At 70.3% G+C, this 15,613-nt stretch carries 13 protein-coding genes; 11 read left to right on the forward strand and 2 right to left on the reverse strand.

Annotation, left to right across the window (positions count from 1 at the left end; translation table 11 throughout):
• Positions 1-25: 25 nt before the first annotated feature.
• The 4 genes from OHT21_RS36995 (at position 26) to OHT21_RS37010 (ending at position 4,305) form a co-directional block, all read left to right on the forward strand.
• Complete coding sequence (locus OHT21_RS36995; protein ID WP_328772624.1) at positions 26-1,054, forward strand: HAD hydrolase-like protein; 1,029 nt, start codon at positions 26-28, stop codon at positions 1,052-1,054.
• Between the two features lie 187 nt (positions 1,055-1,241).
• Positions 1,242-2,285 carry a FecCD family ABC transporter permease gene (locus OHT21_RS37000; RefSeq protein WP_328772625.1) on the forward strand — a complete coding sequence of 348 codons (1,044 nt, stop codon included), beginning with the start codon at positions 1,242-1,244 and terminating at the stop codon, positions 2,283-2,285.
• Positions 2,282-3,355: a FecCD family ABC transporter permease gene (locus OHT21_RS37005; RefSeq protein WP_443050512.1), complete on the forward strand. Its 1,074-nt coding sequence runs from the start codon at positions 2,282-2,284 to the stop codon at positions 3,353-3,355. The genes OHT21_RS37000 and OHT21_RS37005 overlap by 4 nt, the downstream gene beginning before the upstream one ends.
• Entirely contained in the window at positions 3,352-4,305 is a 954-nt protein-coding gene (locus tag OHT21_RS37010; RefSeq protein ID WP_443050513.1) for an ABC transporter ATP-binding protein, read from the forward strand. Before OHT21_RS37005 ends, OHT21_RS37010 begins: the two co-directional genes overlap by 4 nt.
• A 22-nt stretch (positions 4,306-4,327) precedes the next feature.
• Here OHT21_RS37010 and OHT21_RS37015 read toward each other — a convergent pair whose 3' ends face one another.
• Entirely contained in the window at positions 4,328-4,675 is a 348-nt protein-coding gene (locus tag OHT21_RS37015; RefSeq protein ID WP_328772627.1) for an SCP2 sterol-binding domain-containing protein, read from the reverse strand.
• 621 nt (positions 4,676-5,296) lie between these two features.
• On the opposite strand from OHT21_RS37015, the gene OHT21_RS37020 reads away from it, so the two are divergent.
• The 5 genes from OHT21_RS37020 to OHT21_RS37040 all read left to right on the forward strand — a co-directional run bounded on the left by OHT21_RS37020 (position 5,297) and on the right by OHT21_RS37040 (position 10,856).
• Positions 5,297-5,602, forward strand: coding sequence for a hypothetical protein (locus OHT21_RS37020; protein WP_443050690.1), 306 nt, complete (start codon positions 5,297-5,299; stop codon positions 5,600-5,602).
• Positions 5,603-5,609: 7 nt separating this feature from the next.
• Positions 5,610-6,425, forward strand: coding sequence for a TlyA family RNA methyltransferase (locus OHT21_RS37025; protein ID WP_328772628.1), 816 nt, complete (start codon positions 5,610-5,612; stop codon positions 6,423-6,425).
• Positions 6,422-7,327, forward strand: coding sequence for an NAD kinase (locus tag OHT21_RS37030; RefSeq protein ID WP_328772629.1), 906 nt, complete (start codon positions 6,422-6,424; stop codon positions 7,325-7,327). Before OHT21_RS37025 ends, OHT21_RS37030 begins: the two co-directional genes overlap by 4 nt.
• Before the next feature lie 441 nt (positions 7,328-7,768).
• Positions 7,769-9,511, forward strand: coding sequence for a DNA repair protein RecN (recN, locus tag OHT21_RS37035; protein WP_328772630.1), 1,743 nt, complete (start codon positions 7,769-7,771; stop codon positions 9,509-9,511).
• A 202-nt stretch (positions 9,512-9,713) separates the two neighbouring features.
• Positions 9,714-10,856, forward strand: coding sequence for a glycosyltransferase family 4 protein (locus tag OHT21_RS37040; RefSeq protein ID WP_328772631.1), 1,143 nt, complete (start codon positions 9,714-9,716; stop codon positions 10,854-10,856).
• A 40-nt stretch (positions 10,857-10,896) separates the two neighbouring features.
• Here OHT21_RS37040 and OHT21_RS37045 read toward each other — a convergent pair whose 3' ends face one another.
• Positions 10,897-12,705 carry a glycoside hydrolase family 15 protein gene (locus OHT21_RS37045; RefSeq protein ID WP_328774364.1) on the reverse strand — a complete coding sequence of 603 codons (1,809 nt, stop codon included), beginning with the start codon at positions 12,703-12,705 and terminating at the stop codon, positions 10,897-10,899.
• 490 nt (positions 12,706-13,195) lie between these two features.
• Between OHT21_RS37045 and OHT21_RS37050 the strand changes: the two genes are divergently transcribed.
• Together OHT21_RS37050 and OHT21_RS37055 are read left to right on the forward strand one after the other, a co-directional pair.
• Complete coding sequence (locus tag OHT21_RS37050) at positions 13,196-14,854, forward strand: CTP synthase (protein ID WP_328772632.1); 1,659 nt, start codon at positions 13,196-13,198, stop codon at positions 14,852-14,854.
• 83 nt (positions 14,855-14,937) lie between these two features.
• On the forward strand, positions 14,938-15,564 hold the full coding sequence (locus OHT21_RS37055; protein ID WP_328772633.1) for an NUDIX hydrolase: 627 nt from the start codon (positions 14,938-14,940) through the stop codon (positions 15,562-15,564).
• The last annotated feature ends 49 nt before the right edge of the window (positions 15,565-15,613 follow it).

Here is a 15,613-nt window from a genome sequence, read left to right on the forward strand (position 1 = left end):
GGGATCGAACGAGGAGCGATGCGAAATGAGCCAGACCGTGAGGACGCGGCCCGAGGGGAGTGACCGGCCCCTGAGCGAGGCGTACGACACGGCGCTGCTCGACCTGGACGGGGTGGTGTACGCGGGCGGGGAGGCGATCACGTACGCCGTCGAGTCGCTCGGCACCGCTCGTGCGGGCGGGATGCATCTCGCGTACGTCACGAACAACGCGCTGCGGACGCCCGACGCGGTGGCCGCGCATCTTACGGAGCTGGGGATACCGGCCGAGGAGTCGGACGTCATCACCTCGGCGCAGGCCGTGGCCCGGCTGATCAGCGAGCAAGTGCCTGCAGGGGCTCGGGTGTTGGTGATCGGCGGGGACGGGCTGCGGGTCGCGCTGCGGGAGCGTGGGCTTGTGCCGGTCGAGTCGGCCGAGGACGAGCCGGTGGCGGTCGTGCAGGGGTACGGCGGGCCGGAGCTGCCCTGGGGGCGTTTCGCGGAGGCCTGTTACGCCATCGCGCGCGGGGTGCCGTGGTTCGCCTCCAACACCGATCTGACGATTCCCAGTGCGCGGGGGATCGCTCCGGGCAATGGGGCGGCCGTGGAGGTCGTACGCATCGCGACGGGCGGCGAGCCGCAGGTGGCGGGGAAGCCGCTGCCGCCGATGCATCGGGAGACGATTCTGCGGACGGGTGCGGTGCGGCCGCTGGTGGTCGGGGACCGGCTGGACACGGATATCGAGGGGGCGTTCAACGGCCAGGTGGATTCCCTGCTGGTGCTGACCGGGGTGACGGACGGCGCGCAGCTCCTTGCCGCCTCGCCGAAGCACCGGCCGACGTACGTGGACGCCGATTTGCGGGGGCTGTTGACAGGGCAGCCCGAGGTTGTCGAGGTGGGGGAGCGGTTCCGCTGCGGGGGTTGGACCGCCACGGCCGGCGATGACCGGCTGGAGCTGGAGGGTGAAGGCGAGGCGCTCGACGGGCTGCGGGCGCTGTGCGCCGCCGCCTGGACGGCGGCCGGGGACGGGACCTGCGAGCTGGACGGGGGCAAAGCACTGGCGCGGCTGGGACTTTGAATGGCCGGGCTATGGAACGGCCGGGCTTTGGAACGGCTGGGACCTTGGGCACTTTGAGCCGCGGGCGGCCCCGGACGCCGGAATTCCAGGGCTCCGGGACCGGCCGGGCGCGCAGGTCCGCAGGACCGACGGAGTCCCGCAGGCGCACGAATCGAGCCACGTGGGGAGGGTAGGCTAACCTAACTGCGTGTTGGTCGACAGTCCCCCAGAACCGAACGCGGAGACCGCCCCCGCGCCCCCGAAACGCCGGGCGATACGGGCCGCCGGGCTCCTCGTGTCCGTGGCCGTGCTGGTGCTCATCGCGCTGGCGAGTATCGCGATCGGCGCGAAGGATCTGTCGCTGAGTCAGGTCTGGCACGGCCTGTTCGACGACTCGGGCACGTACGGCGACGTCGTGGTGAGCGAGCGGCTGTCGCGTACCGTCCTCGGGCTGCTCGTCGGCGCCGGGCTCGGCCTCGCCGGGGCCGTCCTCCAGGCGCTCACCCGCAATCCGCTGGCCGACCCCGGACTGCTCGGCATCAACGCGGGCGCGTCCGCGGCGGTCGTCACGGCCATCACCTACTTCGGCGTCACCTCGCTGAGCGGCTATGTGTGGTTCGCCTTCGGGGGTGCGGCCGTGGTCGGGGTCCTGGTGTACGCACTCGGCGGCAGCCGGGGTGCGACGCCGGTGCGGCTCGCGCTCGCGGGCACCGCGCTCAGCGCCGCGCTCTATGGCTATCTGCAAGCCGTGATGATCATGGACCAGGCGGCGCTCGCCAAGATGCGCTTCTGGACGGTCGGTTCGCTGTCCTCGGCCAACGACCGGACCATCGAGCAGGTGCTGCCGTTCCTCGCGATCGGCATGGTTCTGGCGCTGGCCCTCGCGCGGCCGCTGAACGCCATGGCCATGGGCGACGACACCGCACGTGCGCTCGGCGCGCATCTCGACCGTACCCGCGCGCTGTCCATGGCGGCGGCGACCCTGCTCTGCGGGGCCGCGACGGCCGCCTGTGGGCCGATCGTGTTCGTCGGGCTGATGGTCCCGCACGTCGTACGGTCCTTCACCGGGCCCGACATGCGCTGGATCCTGCCGTACGCCACCGTGCTCTCGCCGGTGCTGCTGCTCGGCGCCGATGTGATCGGCCGGATGGTCGCGCGGCCCGCCGAGCTCCAGGTCGGCATCGTCACCGCGATCCTCGGCGGCCCGGTCTTCATCTTTCTCGTACGACGGCGGAGGACGGCTCAGCTGTGAAGGTCCTGACCAAGCAGGCCGGTTCCGCCCGGCCGTTCCGCGCCCGTCCCGTTCGTACCCGCACCGGGCTGTCCGTCCGTATCGACGTCCGCTCGCTCACCGTTGTCGTCCTGCTGCTGGTGGCCGCGCTCACCGCGAGCGTCGTCCTCATCGGCACGGGCGACTTCCCGATCCCGGCCGGCGACGTGCTCAAGACGCTGTTCGGCAACGGCGATGCGGGGCAGGAGTTCATCGTCAACGAGCTGCGGCTACCGCGGGTTCTCGTCGGCCTCCTGGTGGGGGCCTCGCTCGGGCTCGGCGGCGCCCTCTTCCAGGCCATCTCCCGCAATCCGCTGAGCAGTCCGGACGTGCTCGGTCTCGCGCAGGGCTCGACGGCGGGCGCCCTCACCATGATCGTGCTGTTCTCGGGGAGTGCGGCCGAGGTCACCCTCGGGGCGCTCTTCGGCGGTCTGGTGACCGGACTCGCCATCTATGTGCTCGCCTGGAAGCGGGGTGTGCACGGCTATCGACTGGTCCTGGTGGGTATCGGCGTCTCCGCGATGGCCGTGGCAGTCAACGGCTATCTGCTCACCAAGGCCGACATCGTGGACGCGGCCCGTGCGGTCGTGTGGATGACGGGCTCACTCAACGGCCGTGACTGGGAGCAGGTCTGGCCGCTGCTCGGGCTGTGGGCCGTCCTCGTACCCCTCGTCCTCGGCAACGCGCGTGGGCTGTACATGCTGGAGATGGGCGACGACGTAGCGTACGCACTCGGGGTGCGGGTCGAGCGGACGCGGATGCTGCTGATGCTGGCGGCCGTGCTGCTCACCGCGGCCGCCACCGCCGCCGCGGGCCCGGTCGCCTTCGTCGCGCTCACCGCGCCGCAGCTCGCCCGGCGCCTCACCCGCGCGCCGGGGCCGAACCTGATGCCCGCGATGTGCATGGGCGCCACGCTGCTGGTCGTCGCGGACTGGGCCTCGCAGCGGGCCTTCGGCGCCGACCAGTTGCCCGTCGGGGTGGTGACCGGAGTGCTCGGCGGTGTCTATCTGCTGTGGCTCCTCGTCACCGAGCGCAAGGCGGGCCGGATATGAACGCCGACGGCAATAAGAACACCGACGGCACGACGAGCAAGACGAGTACGGGCGCCGATGGCGGGCCGCACGCGAACACCCGAAGGAGCACTGGCACTGTGAAGCGCCCGTCCGCGAACGGCCCGTCCACGAACCGCCTGTCCGCCGAGAGCGTCACCCTCGCCTATGACCAGCGGGTCATCGCCGAGCAGTTGTCGGTCGAGATACCCGACAACTCCTTCACGGTGATCGTCGGCCCGAACGCCTGCGGCAAGTCGACGCTGCTGCGCGCCCTGTCGCGGATGCTGAAGCCCAGCCAGGGACGGGTGCTGCTCGACGGGCAGGTCATTCAGTCGATGCCCGCGAAGAAGGTGGCCCGGACGCTCGGGCTGCTGCCGCAGTCGTCGATCGCGCCCGACGGGATCACCGTCGGCGACCTGGTGGGCCGCGGGCGTTACCCGCACCAGGGGCTGCTGCGGCAGTGGTCCTCGGAGGACGAGCGGGTCGTACGGGAGTCGATGGCCTCGACCGGAGTCGCAGAACTCGCCGACCGCTATGTCGACGAACTCTCCGGCGGCCAGCGCCAGCGCGTCTGGATCGCCATGGCACTCGCCCAGCAGACCCCGCTGCTGCTGCTCGACGAGCCGACCACCTTTCTCGACATCCAGCACCAGATCGACGTACTCGACCTGTGTGCCGAACTTCACGAGGAGCAGGGCCGGACCCTGGTCGCCGTGCTGCACGATCTCAACCACGCGGCCCGGTACGCGACGCATCTGATCGCCCTGCGAGAGGGCTCGATCATTGCGCAGGGCGCGCCGTCCGACATCGTCACCGCCGAGCTGGTCGAGGAGGTCTTCGGGCTGCGCTGCCAGGTCATCGACGACCCGGAGACGGGTACGCCGCTGGTGGTGCCGGCGGCCCGTAAGGCGCGTGTGTCCGCTGCTGTCAGCGTTGCGAAGGGTTCCTGAAGATCCTGAACCGGGTGACGGGTCAGAGCAGCTTTCTGAGCCGGAGCAGGTCGCGCAGGCCCGCTTCGAGCTTGACCCGGCCCGCGCCCCAGGCCTTCGCGAAGTTCAGCTGGCCGTTCACCATGGCGACCAGGTCGTCGCCGGTCATGGTGAGCCGGATCTGGGCCTTTTCGGATGGAGGGCCCTGCACCGTGTCGAGCACCTCGATGCGGCCGTCCGTGAGGCGGCCGACGAAGGTGACGTCGAGGTCGGTGATACGACAGCTCAGCGAGCGGTCCAGGGCAGCGGCAGCGCGTACGTCGCCGTCCGCGCCCGCCATGTTGTCCGAGAGTTTCTCGAGTGCGCTGCGGCACTCCTCAATCGTGGCCATCGCGGACGACGGTACCGCAGCGCTTCGCGGTAGCGTCGGGGCATGAACGACTGGGAGCTTCCTGCCGAACCGGGGGCCGAAGGCGAAGCCGGGGCCGGGGCCGGCCCTGAGATCGCGTCCGAGGTCGGACCCGAGGCCGGGGCCGAGGTCCGGCTCGGCCCTGGTGCGGAGGCCGGGTCTGGGGCCCAGCTTGGCGCTGGGCCGGTGGCCGGAACCGATGCCCGGCTTGACGCCGGACCGGTGGCCGGATCCTGGGCCGGCCGGGAGATCGGGTCCGAGGCCGGACCCGAGGGAGGGTCCGATGTCCGGCTCGGCTCCGGGGCGGAGACCTGGTCTGGGGCCGGAGCTGACGTCGGCCCGGTGGCCGGATCCGGGGCGGGATCCGAAGTCCGGCTCGACGCCGGTGCGCGGGCCGGATCTGGGGCCGGGATGGACGCTGGGCCGGTCGCCGGATCTGGGGCTCGGCTCGGCGCCGGACCGGTGGCCCGATTCGGGGTGGGCCAGGAGGCCGGATTTGGGGCTCGGCTCGGCGCCGGACCGGTGGCCCGATTCGGGGTGGGCCAGGAGGCCGGATCTGGGGCCGGGGGCGATGTCGGTGCGGAGGCCGGATCTGGGGCCGGGATGGACGCTGGGCCGGTGGTCGGGTCTGCGGCTCGGTTCGAAGCCGGAGCGGTGGCCGTAGCCGCGTACGAGCCCGCCGCCCCCGCCCCGCTGAACGTGCCGCGTGCTCCCACCGGGAATGCCGACGTGGACGCTCAGCTTGAGCGGCTGGGTGATGTCGACCACCTCGCTGCGGATGGGCATATCGAGGTGTACGAGGATGTGCATCGGGGGCTGCGTGACGCCCTTACCGCGCTTGATGCCCGGCCGGGGCCCCAGGGGCCTCCGGGGCCGCCCTCTTCGTACGGCATGAACAACAGGAGCTGAACCGAACGTGGCAGGAGTGGTGCGACGCCGGCTTGATGCCGAGCTGGTTCGGCGGAAGCTTGCGCGGTCGCGGGAGCATGCCGGGCAGCTGATCGCCGCCGGGCGGGTCACCGTCGGCAAGACCCTCGCGACGAAGCCCGCCACCCAGGTGGAGACCGCCGCCGCGATCGTGGTCGCCCGGGACGCCAGCGACCCCGACTACGTCTCGCGCGGCGGCCACAAGCTGGCGGGTGCGCTGAAGGTCTTCGTGCCGCTCGGCCTGAAGATCGAGGGGCGGCGGGCGCTGGACGCCGGTGCCTCGACCGGCGGATTCACCGACGTACTGCTGCGTGCCGGAGCCGCCCACGTCGTCGCCGTCGATGTCGGCTACGGCCAGCTGGCATGGTCACTCCAAAGCGATGAACGGGTCACCGTCAAGGACCGTAAGAACGTACGCGAGTTGACGTTGGAGGCGATCGATGGGGAGCCGGTGGATCTTTTTGTCGGTGACTTGTCCTTCATCCCGCTCGGACTGGTGCTGCCCGCCCTCGTGCGGTGCGCGGCGCCCGATGCCGATCTGGTGATGATGGTCAAGCCGCAGTTCGAGGTGGGCAAGGAGCGGCTGGGGAGCGGCGGTGTCGTACGCAGCCCCGAACTGCGGGCGGAGGCCGTGCGCGGGGTTGCCCGGCACGCGTGGGGGCTGGGGCTCGGGGTGAAGGGCGTCACCGCCAGCCCGCTGCCCGGGCCCTCTGGGAACGTCGAGTACTTTCTGTGGCTGCGAGCCGGTGCACCCGAACTGGATCCGGCTGACGTAGACCGTGCAGTGGCGGAGGGGCCGCGTTGACCGATACCCGAGTTCGTACCGTTTTTCTGCTGGCCCACACCGGGAGGCCCGCGGCCATCCGCAGTGCCGAACTCGTCGTCCAGGGGCTGTTGCGCTCCGGGCTCGGGGTGCGGGTGCTGGCGGCCGAGGCCGCCGATCTGCCGCTGCCGTCGGCGGTGGAACTCGTCAAGGAGGCGACTCCCGAGTGCCTCGACGGGTGTGAGCTGCTGATTGTGCTGGGCGGTGACGGGACGTTGCTGCGTGGTGCGGAGTTCGCGCGTGCCTCGGGGGTGCCGATGCTTGGCGTCAATCTGGGTCGGGTTGGGTTCCTCGCCGAGGCCGAGCGTGACGATCTTGACAAGGTTGTCGATCGGGTGGTGACTCGGGCGTACGAGGTCGAGGAGCGGATGACCGTCGATGTCGTCGTGCACAGCAACGGGGATGTCGTGCATACCGACTGGGCGTTGAACGAGGCCGCCGTTCAGAAGGTTTCCGCTGAGCGGTTGCTTGAGGTTGTGCTGGAGATTGATGGGCGGCCTGTTACCGGGTTTGGGTGTGACGGCATCGTCTGCGCTACTCCTACCGGGTCTACGGCTTATGCGTTTTCTGCCGGGGGGCCTGTGGTGTGGCCGGAGGTTGAGGCGCTGTTGATGGTGCCTATCAGTGCGCATGCGCTGTTTGCCAAGCCGTTGGTTACTTCGCCGGATTCTGTGCTTGCTGTGGAGGTTCAGCCTCACACTCCGCATGGCGTTTTGTGGTGCGATGGGCGGCGGACTATTGAGTTGCCGGAGGGGGCTCGGGTGGAGGTTCGGCGGGGGGCTGTGCCGGTGCGGCTGGCTCGGCTGCATCACGCTTCGTTCACTGATCGGCTTGTGGCCAAGTTCGCGTTGCCTGTGGCGGGTTGGCGGGGGGCTCCGCACTAGGGTTTTTGTTCCCCAGCCCCACCCCTTCCCGAAACTGGGGGCTGCGCCCCCAGGCCCTCTGCCTCCGGCGGGTGGGCGCCTACCGCGGGTGAGTGGGTTCGTGGGATGGGTGGGGAGCCTTCCGCGGGTGGGTGGGGTGCCTACCGGGGTGGGGTGACGTGTCGTGTCGCGGCTGCGGGTGCGGGTGCGGGTGCGTTGTGGCTTGTCGCGCAGTTCCCCGCGCCCCTAAAGCGCTACCGCGGGTGGGTGGGTACGTGGGGTGTGTGTTGTGGCTTGTCGCGCCCCGCGGCGGAGCCGCAAATGTCACGGCCCCGCGCCCCTAACGGGGCGCAGTCCCCCCGGCCCCTTACGGGCCAGACCTCACGCTCCTTACGGGGCCACACACACGCTCCTTCGGGTAACGAAGCCAGGGGGCGTCGCACCGGACCAGGGAAACCTCGTATGGTCGTGTCCGTGCTGGAGGAGATGCGGATACGGTCGCTCGGAGTCATCGATGACGCCGTTGTCGAGTTGTCGCCCGGCTTTACTGCCGTTACCGGGGAGACCGGGGCGGGCAAGACCATGGTGGTCACGAGCCTTGGGCTGTTGCTCGGCGGGCGTGCGGATGCGGGGCTTGTGCGGATCGGGGCCAAGAACGCTGTCGTGGAGGGGCGGATCGCCGTTCCCGACGGGGCCTCGGCTGTCGTACGGGCCGAGGAGGCGGGGGCCGAGCTCGACGACGGGGCGCTGTTGATCAGCCGTACCGTGTCTGCCGAAGGGCGCTCCCGGGCGCATCTGGGCGGGCGTTCTGTGCCTGTGGGAGTGCTGGCCGAGCTCGCCGACGAGCTGGTGGCCGTGCATGGGCAGAGCGATCAGCAGGGGCTGCTCAAGCAGTCCCGGCAGCGGCAGGCGCTCGACCGGTACGCGGGGGACGCGGTCGCCGTGCCGCTCGCCAAGTACGCCAGCGCCTACCGTCGGCTGCGTGCCATCTCGGCCGAGCTGGACGAGATCACCACGCGCGCGCGGGAACGTGCCCAGGAAGCCGACATGCTGCGCTTCGGGCTCGACGAGATCGCGGCGGTCGAGCCGCGGGCGGGCGAGGACGTGGAGCTGGCGGCCGAGGCGGAGCGGCTGGGGCACGCGGAGGCGCTCGCGTCCGCGGCCACGGCGGCGCACGCGGCGCTGGCGGGCAATCCCGAGGACCCCGAGGGCATCGACGCCACGACACTCGTCGCGGGCGCGCACCGGGCACTGGAGGCCGTACGGTCCCATGACTCCGCGCTGGCCGCGCTCGCCGACCGGATCGGGGAGATCGGGATTCTGCTGGGCGATGTGGCGGGGGAGTTGGCGGGGTACGCCGACGACCTGGACGCCGATCCGCTGCGGCTCGCGGCGGTCGAGGAGCGACGGGCCGCGCTCACCGCGCTGACACGCAAGTACGGCGAGGACGTGGTTGCCGTACTGTCCTGGGCCGAGCAAGGAGCCGCGCGGCTCCTGGAGTTGGACGGCGACGACGACCGGATCGGTGAGCTGACGGCCGAGCGGGACGCTTTGCGGGCCGAATTGGGCGGCTTGGCACAGGCGTTGACGGACGCTCGCACGGAGGCCGCCGAGCGGTTCGCCGCCGCCGTGACCGCCGAGCTCGCCTCGCTCGCCATGCCACACGCGCGAGTGTCGTTCGCGATCCGGCAGACGGAGGACCCGGACGGCGTGGAGGTGGGCGGTCGTCCGGTCGCGTACGGGCCTGCCGGTGTCGACGAGATCGAGTTGCTGCTCGCGCCGCATCCCGGGGCGCCGCCGCGGCCGATCGCCAAGGGCGCGTCCGGTGGTGAGCTGTCGCGCGTGATGCTCGCGGTGGAGGTCGTGTTCGCGGGTACGGATCCGGTGCCGACGTACCTCTTCGACGAGGTGGACGCGGGCGTCGGCGGCAAGGCCGCGGTCGAGATCGGGCGTCGGCTCGCCCGCCTCGCCAAGACCGCACAGGTCGTCGTCGTCACCCACCTGCCCCAGGTCGCCGCCTTCGCCGACCGGCAGCTCCTCGTCGAGAAGACCAACGACGGCTCGGTCACCCGCTCCGGAGTGAAGGCCCTGGAGGGCGAGGACCGCGTCCGTGAGCTGTCTCGCATGCTGGCGGGCCAGGAGGACTCGGAAACGGCCCGCGCTCACGCGGAGGAACTGCTGGCCACGGCTCGGGGGGACGGTTAGGACGAGGACGGCGGCTGCCGCTCCGCGGGCCGATCTGTCCCCCAGCGCCCCACCGTGGTCCGGAACTCCCGTATGTCCTGGCATCCTTAGGTGTAGGCGAACGCGCCGTACACCCCAACGTCGCGTCCCTTGTGCGTCATCTCAGTACTTCCTCTGTACTTTCTTCGTGACCGCCCGTCGCTGAACCAGGAGCCCCGGCCACGTGAGCACCCCCGTGAGCAGCCAGTTGTCGCATGGCCGATCGGCGCTGCGTACCGTGCAGGTGCTCGGCGGCGGCAGCGCCGGCAGCAGTGCGCATGTGCGGTCGCTGGCGTCCGGGCTCGTGGCGCGGGGCGTGCGGGTCACGGTGTGTACGCCGGCCGCCGCGGAGCAGACGTACGACTTCAGCGGTGCCGGGGCCCGGCATGTGCACGTGCCGCGGCGCAGCGACCCGGCTTCCGTGGCCGTGCTGCGGGCGGCCTGCGCCGACGCCGATCTCGTCCACGCACACGGTCTGCATGCCGGGATGAGGGCGGCCATGGCGCTCAGTGGGCTGCGGGTTCCGTTCGTCGTGACCTGGCACAGCCGCTCGCACGCCGACGGGGCGCGGGGGCATCTGCTGCGGCTGCTGGAGCGTCGGGTCGCCAAGGCCGCCTCGGTGGTCCTCGGGGCCTCGTCCGACCTGGTCGAGCGGGCCCGGCGCAATGGGGCGCGTGATGCCCGGCTCGCCGCGGTCGCGCTGCCTCAGGTGCGGCGGCCCGCCTTCGCGGACGAGGAGCTTGAACGGCTGCGTCCCAAGGCGCGGGCCGAACTGGGCGCGACGGACCGGCCGTTGCTGATGGCTGTCGGCTCGCTCGAGCGGCACCGGGGGTACGACACGCTGCTGGACGCCACGCGCACCTGGCGGCGGCTGGATCCCGTACCGCTGCTCGTGATCGCCGGCGAGGGGCCGCTGCGCGCCGAACTGCAGGGGCGTATCGAGAACGAAGGGCTGCCGGTACGACTCGTAGGGCGGCGTGACGACGTCGGCGAGCTGCTCGCCGCAGCCGATCTCGCTCTGCTGCCCGGCGGCGGGGAAGCGCGCTCCGTGCTCGCCCAGGAAGCCCTCCACGCGCGCGTGCCGCTCGTCGCCGCCGATATGGAAGGGGTCCCCGAACTGGTCGGGGACGCCGCCGAACTCGTACCGCATGGAGACGCGGAAGCCCTCGCCGACGCCGTCGTACGCCTGCTCGCGGATCCGGAATGGCGTGCGGCCCTCAAGGACAAGGGCACGCGGCAGGCCGCATCCTGGCCGACCGAGGACGAGACCGTCGCTCAAGTTCTCAGCATCTACGACGAATTGACGAAGCCGCCGCCCGTGCCGTAGCCGGGCGGCGGCTTGTCAGCAGTCGCTCGTCAGTCGCTCGTCAGCCGCCGTACGCCCCCGAAGCCGTCAACCGCAGTGCCGTGTCGATCAAGGGCACGTGGCTGAACGCCTGCGGGAAGTTCCCGACCTGGCGCTTCAGGCGCGGGTCCCACTCCTCGGCCAGCAGGCCGAGGTCGTTGCGCAGGGCGAGCAGCTTCTCGAAGAGCTTGCGGGCCTCGTCCACGCGGCCGATCATCGCCAGGTCGTCCGCCATCCAGAACGAGCAGGCGAGGAACGCGCCCTCGTCACCCTCCAGGCCGTCCACGCCCGCGTCCTCACCGGCGGTGGGGTAGCGCAGGATGAAGCCGTCCGTGGTCGACAGCTCCCGCTGGATGGCCTCGATCGTGCCGATCACCCGCTTGTCGTCCGGCGGCAGGAAGCCCATCTGCGGGATCAGCAGCAGCGAGGCGTCCAGCTCCTTGGAGCCGTACGACTGGGTGAAGGTGTTGCGCTCCTTGTCGTAACCCTTCTCACACACATCGCGGTGGATGTCGTCGCGCAGCTCGCGCCACTTCTCCAGCGGACCGTCCGCGTCGCCGGACTCGATGAGCTTGATGGTGCGGTCGACCGCGACCCAGGCCATCACCTTGGAGTGCACGAAGTGCCGCCGCGGACCGCGGACCTCCCAGATGCCCTCGTCCGGCTCGTCCCAGTGGTTCTCCAGGTAGCGGATCAGCTTGAGCTGCAGCAGGGACGCGTAGTCGTTACGGGCCAGGCCCGTCATGTGCGCCAGGTGCAGGGCCTCGGTGACCTCGCCGTAGACGTCCAGCTGGAGCTGGTGTGCGGCGCCGTTCCCGACGCGTACGGGCGCGGAGTTCTCGTAGCCGGGCAGCCAGTCGAGCTCCGCCTCGCCCAGCTCACGCTCGCCGGCGATGCCGTACATGATCTGCAGGCTCTCCGGGTCGCCCGCGACCGCGCGCAGCAGCCACTCGCGCCAGGCGCGCGCCTCCTCGCGGTAGCCGGTGCGCAGCAGCGAGGAGAGGGTGATGGCCGCGTCGCGCAGCCAGGTGTAGCGGTAGTCCCAGTTGCGGACACCGCCGATCTCCTCCGGGAGCGAGGTGGTGGGCGCGGCGACGATGCCGCCGGTCGGCGCGTACGTCAGCGCCTTCAGGGTGATCAGCGAGCGGACCACGGCCTCGCGGTAGGGCCCGTGATACGTGCACTGCTCGACCCACTCGCGCCAGAACTCCTCGGTGGCCTCCAGGGCCTGCTCCGGCTCGGGCAGCGCGGGCGGCTCCTTGTGCGAGGGCTGCCAGGAGATGGTGAACGCGATCCGGTCACCCGGCGCCACCGTGAAGTCCGCGTACGTGGTCAGCGACTTGCCGTAGGTCTCGGCCGTCGTGTCGAACCACACGGAGTCGGGCCCGGCGACGGCCACCGTCCGCCCCTCGTGCTTGTGCACCCAGGGCACCACACGGCCGTACGAGAAACGCATCCGCAGCGCCGAGCGCATCGGCACCCGGCCCGAGACGCCTTCGACGATCCGCACCAGCTGGGGTGCGCCGTCACGCGGGGGCATGAAATCGGTCACACGGACCGTGCCACGTGGCGTATCCCACTCCGATTCGAGGACCAGAGAGTCGCCGCGATAGGTGCGGCGGGCCGCTCTGGGCGGCTCGGCGTCCGCCGAATGGGCTGGGCCAAGACGCCAGAAGCCGTGCTCCTCGGTGCCGAGCAGTCCGGCGAAGACGGCATGGGAGTCGAAGCGGGGAAGGCACAGCCAGTCCACCGTGCCGTCCCGGCAGACCAATGCTGCGGTCTGCATGTCTCCGATAAGTGCGTAGTCCTCGATGCGCCCGGCCACGTGCATCTCCAGTCGAACGGCCACGTCGCCCCCCGAGGGGCGGTTGCTCTTTGCGGTCAAGGGAACGGGTCAATACAACGTCTTGCCATGACGTCAATGGTCGCAGTGATTGTTGGTGCGAAACGAACTGACGAGCTCTGTGTCCGGAGAATACGGGCGGGGTGGTGCCGTTGTTCGGCCCGGCTCGGCAGCGATCGTCCGAGCAGGATACGACGCACGATGGTGATCCGCGCGCCCCTCCCTGGAAAGCGATTGCGCCGGATGAGTGGGAAGAGTGCACACGACTGTGCCTCGTGTCGGTCCGTGTGCGGAGCGTGGCCGGAAGCGGCCTCCTCCAGGCGCTGATACCCTGGTAGCCCGTGGACCGGTGGGCGCCCCCGAAGCAGAAACCGACGCGAGGGGTCCCCCGAACCGCAGCGACGGCACCTCCCGAAACGCCCGGGTCAGGCAGCCGGCCCGCACTCCGAACCGCGACCACGGGAGCCCCGTCTTGGCCATGCCCTCCAAATCCTCGACGACCAAGCACATCTTCGTCACCGGGGGCGTCGCCTCCTCCCTCGGCAAGGGCCTGACCGCGTCCAGCCTGGGCGCACTGCTCAAGGCACGGGGTCTGCGGGTCACGATGCAGAAGCTCGACCCGTATCTGAACGTCGACCCGGGCACCATGAACCCTTTCCAGCACGGTGAGGTGTTCGTCACCAACGACGGCGCCGAGACGGACCTGGACATCGGTCACTACGAGCGCTTCCTCGACGTGGACCTGGACGGCTCCGCCAACATCACCACCGGCCAGGTGTACTCCACGGTCATCGCCAAGGAGCGGCGCGGCGAGTACCTCGGCGACACCGTGCAGGTCATCCCGCACATCACCAACGAGATCAAGCACCGCATCCGGCGCATGGCCACGGACGACGTGGACGTGGTGATCACGGAGGTCGGCGGCACGGTCGGCGACATCGAGTCGCTGCCGTTCCTGGAGACCGTCCGTCAGGTCCGTCACGAGGTCGGCCGCGACAATGTGTTCGTCGTCCACATCTCGCTCCTTCCCTACATCGGACCGTCGGGAGAGTTGAAGACGAAGCCGACGCAGCATTCGGTTGCGGCTCTGCGCAACATCGGTATTCAGCCAGATGCGATCGTGCTGCGCGCCGACCGCGATGTGCCCACGGCGATCAAGCGCAAGATCTCGTTGATGTGCGACGTGGACGAGGCGGCCGTGGTCGCGGCCATCGACGCCAAGTCGATCTACGACATCCCGAAGGTCCTGCACACCGAGGGCCTGGACGCCTACGTCGTACGCAAGCTGGACCTCGCCTTCCGTGACGTGGACTGGACGATCTGGGACGACCTGCTCGACCGGGTCCACAATCCGCAGCACGAGATCAACCTCGCGCTCGTCGGCAAGTACATCGACCTGCCCGACGCGTACCTTTCGGTCACCGAGGCGCTGCGCGCGGGCGGGTTCGCCAACAAGGCGCGCGTGAAGATCAAGTGGGTCACCTCGGACGACTGCAAGACCCCGGCGGGTGCGGCCCAGCAGCTCGCCGACGTCGACGCGATCTGCATCCCCGGTGGCTTCGGCGACCGCGGCGTCTCCGGCAAGGTCGGCGCCATCCAGTACGCCCGCGAGAACAAGATCCCGCTGCTCGGCCTGTGTCTCGGTCTGCAGTGCATCGTGATCGAGGCCGCGCGCAATCTCGCCGACATCGCGGACGCCAATTCCACGGAGTTCGACGCCGCCACCGGCCACCCCGTCATCTCCACCATGGCCGAGCAGCTCGACATCGTCGCCGGCGAGGGCGACATGGGCGGCACGATGCGGCTGGGCATGTACCCGGCCAAGCTCGCCGAGGGCTCGGTCGTACGCGAGGTGTACGGCGGCAAGGAGTACGTCGAGGAGCGTCACCGTCACCGCTACGAGGTGAACAACTCCTACCGCGCCGAGCTGGAGAAGAAGGCCGGTCTGCTGTTCTCCGGCACGTCCCCGGACGGCAAGCTCGTGGAGTACCTGGAGTACCCGCGCGACGTCCACCCTTACTTGGTCGCGACCCAGGCGCACCCCGAGTTGCGCTCGCGCCCCACGCGTCCGCATCCGCTGTTCGCGGGCCTGGTGAAGGCCGCTGTGGAGCGCAAGACGGGCAAGACGGGTAAGTAGCACGAGGTTGTACGGTTGCCGGGGTGCGGGTCCTTTGCGGCGCGTGCCCCGGTTTTTCTGTGTACGTGGGAGGACAAGTCGACATGACCATCAAGGACACCGCCGAGGAGTGGGAGGTCAGGGCGACCGAGACTCCGTTCACGGGGAACAAGACCTCCGTGCGCACGGACGACGTGGTCATGCCCGACGGGACGGTCGTCCGCCGCGACTACCAGGTCCACCCCGGTTCGGTGGCGGTCCTCGCCCTCGACGACCAGGGCCGCGTCCTGGTCATCCGCCAGTACCGGCACCCCGTACGCCAGAAGCTGTGGGAGATCCCGGCCGGCCTGCTCGACATCCCCGGCGAGAACCCACTGCACGCCGCCCAGCGCGAGCTCTACGAAGAGGCCCACGTCAAGGCCGAGGACTGGCGGGTGCTCACGGACGTGTACACGACGCCGGGCGGCTGCGACGAGGCCGTACGGATCTTCCTCGCCCGGGATCTGTCCGAGGCCGAGGGCCAGCGCTTCGAAGTCGAGGACGAAGAGGCCGATATGGAACTCTCTCGGGTCCCCGTCGAGGAACTCGTCCGCGGTGTGCTCGCCGGTGAGCTGCACAACAACTGCCTTGTCGTAGGCGTCCTTTCGCTGATCGCGGCCCAGAACGGCGACGGTCTCGACGCGCTGCGCCCGGCCGAGGCGCCGTGGCCCGCGCGGCCCTTCGAGGTGTGAGCCTCGACTGCTCGCGAGGCCGCCCGCGTACACCGTGCCGTCGCCGGTG

Source organism: Streptomyces sp. NBC_00286 (genome assembly GCF_036173125.1).
Taxonomy (GTDB): Bacteria; Actinomycetota; Actinomycetes; order Streptomycetales; family Streptomycetaceae; genus Streptomyces.

What these genes read in the sequence shown, in the direction of transcription:
- OHT21_RS36995 (WP_328772624.1), top strand. Translation starts at nt 26, where the DNA reads ATGAGCCAGACCGTGAGGACGCGGCCCGAGGGGAGTGACCGGCCCCTG.
- OHT21_RS37010 (WP_443050513.1), top strand. Translation starts at nt 3,352, where the DNA reads ATGAACGCCGACGGCAATAAGAACACCGACGGCACGACGAGCAAGACG.
- OHT21_RS37015 (WP_328772627.1), bottom strand. Translation starts at nt 4,675, where the DNA reads ATGGCCACGATTGAGGAGTGCCGCAGCGCACTCGAGAAACTCTCGGAC.
- OHT21_RS37020 (WP_443050690.1), top strand. Translation starts at nt 5,297, where the DNA reads ATGGACGCTGGGCCGGTGGTCGGGTCTGCGGCTCGGTTCGAAGCCGGA.
- recN (WP_328772630.1), top strand. Translation starts at nt 7,769, where the DNA reads ATGGTCGTGTCCGTGCTGGAGGAGATGCGGATACGGTCGCTCGGAGTC.
- OHT21_RS37045 (WP_328774364.1), bottom strand. Translation starts at nt 12,705, where the DNA reads ATGCACGTGGCCGGGCGCATCGAGGACTACGCACTTATCGGAGACATG.
- OHT21_RS37050 (WP_328772632.1), top strand. Translation starts at nt 13,196, where the DNA reads ATGCCCTCCAAATCCTCGACGACCAAGCACATCTTCGTCACCGGGGGC.
- OHT21_RS37055 (WP_328772633.1), top strand. Translation starts at nt 14,938, where the DNA reads ATGACCATCAAGGACACCGCCGAGGAGTGGGAGGTCAGGGCGACCGAG.